7 protein-coding genes are annotated in these 6,542 nt (G+C 59.5%); 4 read left to right on the plus strand and 3 right to left on the minus strand.

The genetic code is table 11. From position 1 onward, the window contains the following. Positions 1-79: 79 nt before the first annotated feature. Together Q8M42_RS09235 and Q8M42_RS09240 are read left to right on the plus strand one after the other, a co-directional pair. On the plus strand, positions 80-559 hold the full coding sequence (locus Q8M42_RS09235) for a YajQ family cyclic di-GMP-binding protein (protein WP_090249077.1): 480 nt from the start codon (positions 80-82) through the stop codon (positions 557-559). Positions 560-671: 112 nt separating this feature from the next. After that, a complete protein-coding gene (locus tag Q8M42_RS09240; RefSeq protein ID WP_304870440.1) occupies positions 672-1,505 on the plus strand; it encodes a mechanosensitive ion channel family protein in 834 nt (277 codons plus the stop codon). 12 nt (positions 1,506-1,517) lie between these two features. Here the strand turns inward: Q8M42_RS09240 and Q8M42_RS09245 are convergent, their stop codons facing one another. Genes Q8M42_RS09245 through Q8M42_RS09255 form a run of 3 tightly spaced genes read right to left on the minus strand, consistent with a single transcriptional unit; the run spans position 1,518 to position 4,275 of the window. Further along, positions 1,518-2,243, minus strand: coding sequence for a lipopolysaccharide kinase InaA family protein (locus tag Q8M42_RS09245; protein WP_304870438.1), 726 nt, complete (start codon positions 2,241-2,243; stop codon positions 1,518-1,520). A 54-nt stretch (positions 2,244-2,297) separates the two neighbouring features. Continuing rightward, positions 2,298-3,842 carry an AmpG family muropeptide MFS transporter gene (locus Q8M42_RS09250; protein ID WP_304870435.1) on the minus strand — a complete coding sequence of 515 codons (1,545 nt, stop codon included), beginning with the start codon at positions 3,840-3,842 and terminating at the stop codon, positions 2,298-2,300. Positions 3,843-3,885: 43 nt separating this feature from the next. Further along, entirely contained in the window at positions 3,886-4,275 is a 390-nt protein-coding gene (locus Q8M42_RS09255; RefSeq protein WP_304870434.1) for an MGMT family protein, read from the minus strand. 1 nt (position 4,276) lies between these two features. Here Q8M42_RS09255 and Q8M42_RS09260 point away from each other — a divergent pair, with 1 nt between their 5' ends. Further along, complete coding sequence (locus Q8M42_RS09260; RefSeq protein WP_304870432.1) at positions 4,277-5,275, plus strand: DUF481 domain-containing protein; 999 nt, start codon at positions 4,277-4,279, stop codon at positions 5,273-5,275. 110 nt (positions 5,276-5,385) lie between these two features. Beyond that, a complete protein-coding gene (locus tag Q8M42_RS09265) occupies positions 5,386-6,390 on the plus strand; it encodes a DUF481 domain-containing protein (protein ID WP_304870431.1) in 1,005 nt (334 codons plus the stop codon). The last annotated feature ends 152 nt before the right edge of the window (positions 6,391-6,542 follow it).

The following is a 6,542-nucleotide window of genomic DNA, read 5'->3' on the forward strand; positions in this document are numbered from 1 at the left end:
AATGGCCGGGTTTTTTTACCGTCAAGCCAGGCGTGTCCCGTTCGTGATGCAGGGCGCGCCGTCTATCTGGAGTAAGCCCATGCCCTCGTTCGATGTGGTGTCCGAGTTGGACAAACATGAAGTTACCAACGCCATCGACAGTGCCATCAAAGAGTTGGACCGTCGTTATGACCTGCGCGGTAAAGGTAGCTTTGAGCTGAAAGAGCTGACTGTCAACCTGACAGCCGATGCGGATTTTCAGTTGGAACAGATGGTTGAGATTCTCAAGCTCTGCCTGGTCAAACGCAAGATCGACGTACAGTGTCTGGAGTTCAAGGACGCCTACCCGTCGGGCAAGAGCGTCAAGCAGGAAGTGATCCTGCGTGAAGGGATCGAAAAGGACCTGGCGAAGAAGATCGTCGCGCACATCAAGGACATCAAACTTAAGGTGCAGGCCGCCATTCAGGGTGAGCAGGTGCGTATCACTGGCAAGAAGCGCGATGACCTGCAGGAGGCCATCGCCGCTCTGCGTGCCAAGGACTTCGGTATGCCGCTGCAGTTCAATAACTTCCGCGATTAATGCGTGAACGTTGAACCTTGCCGCCGCACAGGCGTCGCAACGGTGTTGCTGCAGTGAAACCGCCACGGCTTGCCGTGGCGTTTTATTTTCAAGGGTTTACAAGGATTAACAGATGGATATGAACGTCGAACAACTGGTGAAAATGTCCGAGGCCTGGCTGCCTGTGGTGCTGGAATACAGCGGCAAGCTGACCCTGGCCGTGATTACGCTGCTGATCGGTTGGTGGTTGATCAGCAAGCTCACCAATAGCATTGGCCGTTTGCTCAATATGCGTCAGATCGACCGCGCGCTGAGCAGTTTTATCTGCAGCCTGGTTGGCATTGTGCTTAAGGTGCTGCTGCTGGTCAGCGTGGCCTCGATGATCGGTGTGGAAACCACGTCCTTTATCGCGGTGATCGGTGCTGCCGGCCTGGCGATTGGCCTGGCCTTGCAGGGCAGCCTGGCGAACTTCGCCGGTGGGGTCTTGATCATGCTGTTTCGCCCGTTTCGCGCCGGCGACTGGATTGAGGCGCAAGGTGTGTCGGGCAGTGTCGACAGTATTCAGATTTTCCATACCACGCTGAAAACCGCGGACAACAAAGTGGTGATCGTACCCAACGGCAGCCTGTCGAATGGCCATATCACCAACTATTCGCGCGAATCCACGCGGCGCGTCGATATCAACCTGGGTATCGATTATTCAAGCGATATCAAACAGGCCCGCGAGGTGTTGCTGAATATCGCCAAGGACCCACGCGTGCGCCAGGACCCGGCTCCGGTGGTGTTTGTGACTGGCTTGGGTGAAAGCGCGATCAACCTGTCGCTGCGCATCTGGGTGGCGACGCCGGATTTCTGGCCAGTGACTTTCGCCTTCACCGAGCAGGCCAAGGAAAGCCTGAGCGAGGCGGGTATTGGCATCCCATTCCCGCAGCGGGTGGTGCATCTGCTGCAGCAGCCCGCCGCGTGACGGCGCGCCGGGTTAGCGGCGAGTGGCGTTGTAGAGGGTTTTGAAACTGCGACCCATCGCCAGTTGGTAGTGGCCAATCAGGCTTTGCCAGTCGACCTGATCCCACGGCGAATGGCGCCGCAGTTGCAGCATATCGTGCAACGCGGCTTGCTTGCGGGTCAGGCGGCGGCGTGACTTCTCAAGGTCGAGCAAGGCGATTTCGCACGATGGCGGCGTATCAGCAGTCTGGATACGCACAAAGATATGTTTTGCATACATGCAGCCATGTTGCTGGCGGGCCTTGTGCAAATTGGCCAGGCTTTGCGCGATCTGCTGCAGCAGTTGCTGGTGCAGGGAGGCGTCTAGCGCCTCGCCAGCATGATGCTCATACCACTCGTCGAGAGGCTGAAAGCCCTCCAGGGCTTTAGTCACCAGCAAGGCACGCCAGCCTTCGCGGTTGCGCTCGGCGGCGCAGTAAACGATCTCGGGTACCGCGACACCGGCCTTGAGTGCTCTGAGCAGAGCGTCGCGTTCACGCAGTACCGTCGGACGACCCCAAGGGTGAAGCAGGCTGCGGTAGGTGTGCCCGGTTTGCTTTTTGGCGTAGAGCGACTGACCCAGCTGGGTGAGGCGTTGAACACCGCTATAACCACCGCGGCGCTCGTTAGGCTCTTCGACCCATTCACCCTGGGTTTGCCACCAGCTGTCAAAGCTGGGGTAGTGGGTGAGGCGGGTGGCGTTACTGAATGCTACGGTCATGGCCTGCCCTCTTGTTGTGAGCAGGGTAGAGCAAGAGTCTTGCCAGTAATGCTGTTAGTGCTGTTCGGTGGCGTTAGTCACGCTTAAATCGCTGGTTTGCAGCCGTTCCCGGCGCCATTGCAGGATGATCAGCAGCAGTGTCGGAATACCCAGCAAGGCAGTGACCAGGAAGAACTGGGCATAGCCGAACTTCTCCACCATTACGCCGGAATAACCACCGATCAGGCGTGGCAACAGCAGCATGATCGAGCTGAGCAGGGCGTACTGGGTGGCAGAGAACTTCAGGTTGGTCAGGCTCGACAGGTAGGCGACAAATGCTGCGGTGGCCAGGCCTGCGCTGAAATTGTCGGCCGAGATGGTGAAAATCAGCATCTGCAGGTCCGCGCCCATGCCAGTGAGCATAAGGAACAGCAGGTTGGTCGCCGCCGAGGCGGCGCCACCGATAAACAGGATCGGCATAATGCCAAAGCGCACGATCAGCAGGCCGCCAAAGCCTGCACCAATCAGGGTCATCACCAGGCCGAACAGCTTGCTGACGCTGGCGATCTGATCCTTGGTAAAGCCTTGGTCGATGTAGAACACGTTGGCCATCACGCCCATCACGGTGTCTGACATGCGGTAGGTGGCGATCAGCCCCAGCAGCAGAAAGGCCTGCCAGCGGTAACGCAGGATAAAGTCATTCACCGGGGTCAGCACCGGCGCCAGGCCGCGGCGGCCCATGGTGGACAGGCACAGGGCGGTGAGAATGGTGTAGAGCAGCGCGCGCAGGAAGGCGCGGTCTTCCAGCAGCAGGTCGAGCATGCTCGCTTCGCCATTGATCACGCTGGCGAAATCGGTGTGATAGAACTGGGTAAACATCGCCGGTACCGATACCAGCAGCACAATCAGCACCAGCACCGAGACGATCTGATGGCTGAAGCCATAACGCGCAGCGGCCAACTGGGTACGCAGCGGCACATCCGGCTCGCGCATCCACAGGCTGGTCAGCAGGCCAGGCAGCATCAGCAGGGCGAACAACAGGTAGGTGCCGGCCCAGGCGCCGTGTTGATAAAGCAGGGCGGTGGAGCCAAAGCCCTCGGCGAAATACAGTGCGCCGGCGGTGGCCAGCAGGGCGGCGACGCGGTAGCCGGCCATATAGCTGGCGGCCAGCGCGGCCTGGCGGGTGTCGTCGACGATTTCCAGGCGGTAGGCATCGACGGCGATGTCCTGGGTGGCCGAGGCGAAAGCCACCAGCACGGCCAGGGAAATCAGCCAGGTCAGGTGGGTTTGCGGATCACACAGGGCCATGCCGGCCAGGCCGATGGCGATCAGGATCTGTGACAGCACCAACCAGGAGCGCCGGCGGCCGAGTTTGCCCAGCAGCGGCAGGCGCCATTGGTCGAGCAGCGGCGACCAGACCCATTTGAAGGCGTATGCCAGGCCGATCAGGCTGGCAAAACCAATGGTGTCGCGGGCCACACCGGCTTCGCGCAACCAGACAGAAAGGGTGGAGAACACCAGCATATAGGGCAAGCCAGCGGCGAACCCTAGGAGTAACAGCACCAGTGTCGAGGGGCTGGAGTAGGCAGCAATGGCATCACGCCAGCTTTTACGGGGCATTGAAGGGGTATCAGCCTGAGTTTGACCTAATAAAGGGCGCACTCTAACTGCTGTGCTCCATTGGGCGCCAGCCATAGCGCGACATATCCACCCGATCGTTATGGATTTGCACGCCTTCCTCACGTAGGCGGCTGCGTTGCTCCGCGCCGGAGAGGCTGCCTGCGGGCAAACTGAGGCGTCCGCCGGCGGCGATTACCCGATGCCAGGGCAGGGTGCTACCGTCCGGCAGCTGGCTGAGGGTGCGCCCGACCCAGCGCGCGGCGCGGCCCAGACCTGCGTATGCAGCCAGCTGGCCGTAACTCACTACGCAGCCGGTCGGAATCTGCGCCAGCACCGCATAAAGTGCCGTGCGGCGTTCGAGCTGGCTTGCTGTCGGCTGGCCAGGCGCGGCATGCTTCGATCCCTGTTCTGGCTCGCTATCCGGCTTTCCCATCATGCTGCTACGTACTCTGCTGTGTTCTCTGGTTCTTGCTCTGGCCGCGCCTGCGTGGGCGGACACGGTGTGGTTGAACAATGGTGACCGCCTGAGCGGTGAGATCGTTCTGCTCGACGGCGGCAAACTGGCCCTGAAAACCAAGTACGCCGGTCAGGTGCTGATTGCCTGGAAGGATATCGACACCCTGCGCTCGGAGAAACCCTTGCTGATGCGCCGCCAAGGCCTCGACAGCGAGCACAGCAACCAGCTGGAAGCCGCCGGGAAGGGCATGGTGCGGGTGGTCAGCGACAACACGCAGACCGTGCCGCTATCCAGCATCAAACGCCTGATTCCACCGCGCCCGGTGCTGCAGGACCGTTTCTGGGAAGGCAATCTGGACGCCAAGCTGGATATGAAGCGCGACAGTAATGAAACTGACGAGTGGAAGCTTAAAGGCAATGCGCGCGTGGAGCATGGGCGCTGGCGCCATTTGTTGACTGGCGAGCTGGAGCGCAAGGTCAAAAATGACGCGAAGACGGCCGACAATTGGCAGCTGGAATATGACCTTGACCGCTTTATCACCGACCACTGGTTCTGGCGGGTCGGTGCCGAGCAGGACGAAGATGAGTTCGCCTTTTTTACCCGTCAGCGCTCGCTGGGGACCGGGCCGGGTTATCGCTTCTGGGATAACGAATTGGGCCGGCTGGATGTGATCGGTCAGTTCAATCGCCTGCAATTGGAGTCCAGTCAGCGTGAGTTGGCGTTTAATACCTACTCGCTGTCCTGGGATTACAAGCGTCTGCTCTGGGGTACTCGCCTGGAGTTTTACAGCACGGCCGAACTGCAGTTGCCTGAGATCGATGAAATTGACTACGTGCTCGACAGTGAAATGGGTCTGCGTTATCGGCTGAATGACTGGGCGCGGCTGTCGCTGTTGTATGAGCTGGATCAGGCGCGCGGGCTCGGGCAAACCAGCAGTGAGCGCCGCTATCTGTTGGGGGTAGGGATCGGTTGGTAGAGCAAATAGTGGTGAACTCGCGGTGATTCTGTCGGTCAGTGCTTGCTCTGGCGTCGTGCTTACGGATAATGCGCGACCTCCCGCGAACCCGAAGTAGACAGACCATTCCTATGTTTTCCAGAACCCTGCTGTGCCTGACCCTTTCAGTAGCGGCCACCTCCGCGCTGGCGGATACCGTCTGGCTGAAGAACGGCGACCGTCTGACCGGTAAGATCAAGTTCTACGATGGCGGCAAGCTGCTGCTGGAAACTGACTACGGCGGTGCCATCGCCCTCGACTGGAACAAGATCGCCACCCTGGAAAGCGACCAAGAGCTGCTGGTCAAGGAAAATGCCATTGCCGGCGAGCGTGCCAAATCCCTGCATCCGGCCGAGCCCGGCAAGGTGACCCTGGCCAATGGCGATGCGCCGAAGACCGTCGAGCTGGCCAGTATCAAGCAAATGCTCAAACCCAAGCCGCTGATTGAAGACTTTGTCTGGAAGGGCAATATCGATGCCTCGCTGGACTACAAGCGTGCCGAGCGTGACACCGACGACTACGATGTGCGCCTGAAAACCCAGGCCCGCCATGGCCTGTGGCGGCACAACGGACAGGCTGAGTACAACCGCGAATTTCGCGACAGCGTGGTGAGCACGGATAACTGGGGCGCAGAATATGCCCTCGACCGCTTCCTGACTGAGAACTGGTTCTGGCAGGGGCGCCTAGAATACAAGCGTGATCGCATTGAAGACCTGCGCCGTCAGCGCACCGTTGGTACCGGTCCGGGTTACCAGTTCTGGGATAACGAGCTGGGCGCCTTCTCCGTGGCCGGCCTGCTTAACCGCAGTGACTACGAATATGCCAATGGTGAGAACGACAATTTTTATGCCGTGAGCATGAAGTGGGATTACAACCGCTACCTGATCGGCAAGAGTGTCGAGCTGTTCAGTGATGGCGAAGTGGGCAAGCCGCTGAATAATGTTGCCGATTACACCTTGGACGCCGCCGTCGGCCTGCGTTACAAGCTGACCGATTGGGCCTCGCTAAACATGAAGGCGGAGAAGGACCTGGTCAGCGGCTCGGAGGGTGAGCTGGATGAGACCCGTTATAGCCTGGGCTTTGGCGTGGGTTGGTAAGGTCTTGGCCGCATAAAAAAGGTTCTTCGCGGGATCGTGGGAAAGAGAGGATTGACAGTCAGGGATGCAGGTAAATTGGCAGTCGCCAAACACACCAACCCCTGCACCCTGCTGTCACCATGCATCCTATTGATCTTGCCGCTTTCTGGCCA

The organism is Pseudomonas sp. (assembly GCF_030684895.1).
GTDB lineage: Bacteria > Pseudomonadota > Gammaproteobacteria > Pseudomonadales > Pseudomonadaceae > Aquipseudomonas.

Excerpts from the sequence above, each read along its gene's own strand:
- Q8M42_RS09250 (WP_304870435.1), bottom strand. The coding sequence starts at position 3,842 with ATGCCCCGTAAAAGCTGGCGTGATGCCATTGCTGCCTACTCCAGCCCC.
- Q8M42_RS09260 (WP_304870432.1), top strand. The coding sequence starts at position 4,277 with ATGCTGCTACGTACTCTGCTGTGTTCTCTGGTTCTTGCTCTGGCCGCG.
- Q8M42_RS09265 (WP_304870431.1), top strand. The coding sequence starts at position 5,386 with ATGTTTTCCAGAACCCTGCTGTGCCTGACCCTTTCAGTAGCGGCCACC.
- Q8M42_RS09240 (WP_304870440.1), top strand. The coding sequence starts at position 672 with ATGGATATGAACGTCGAACAACTGGTGAAAATGTCCGAGGCCTGGCTG.
- Q8M42_RS09245 (WP_304870438.1), bottom strand. The coding sequence starts at position 2,243 with ATGACCGTAGCATTCAGTAACGCCACCCGCCTCACCCACTACCCCAGC.
- Q8M42_RS09235 (WP_090249077.1), top strand. The coding sequence starts at position 80 with ATGCCCTCGTTCGATGTGGTGTCCGAGTTGGACAAACATGAAGTTACC.
- Q8M42_RS09255 (WP_304870434.1), bottom strand. The coding sequence starts at position 4,275 with ATGGGAAAGCCGGATAGCGAGCCAGAACAGGGATCGAAGCATGCCGCG.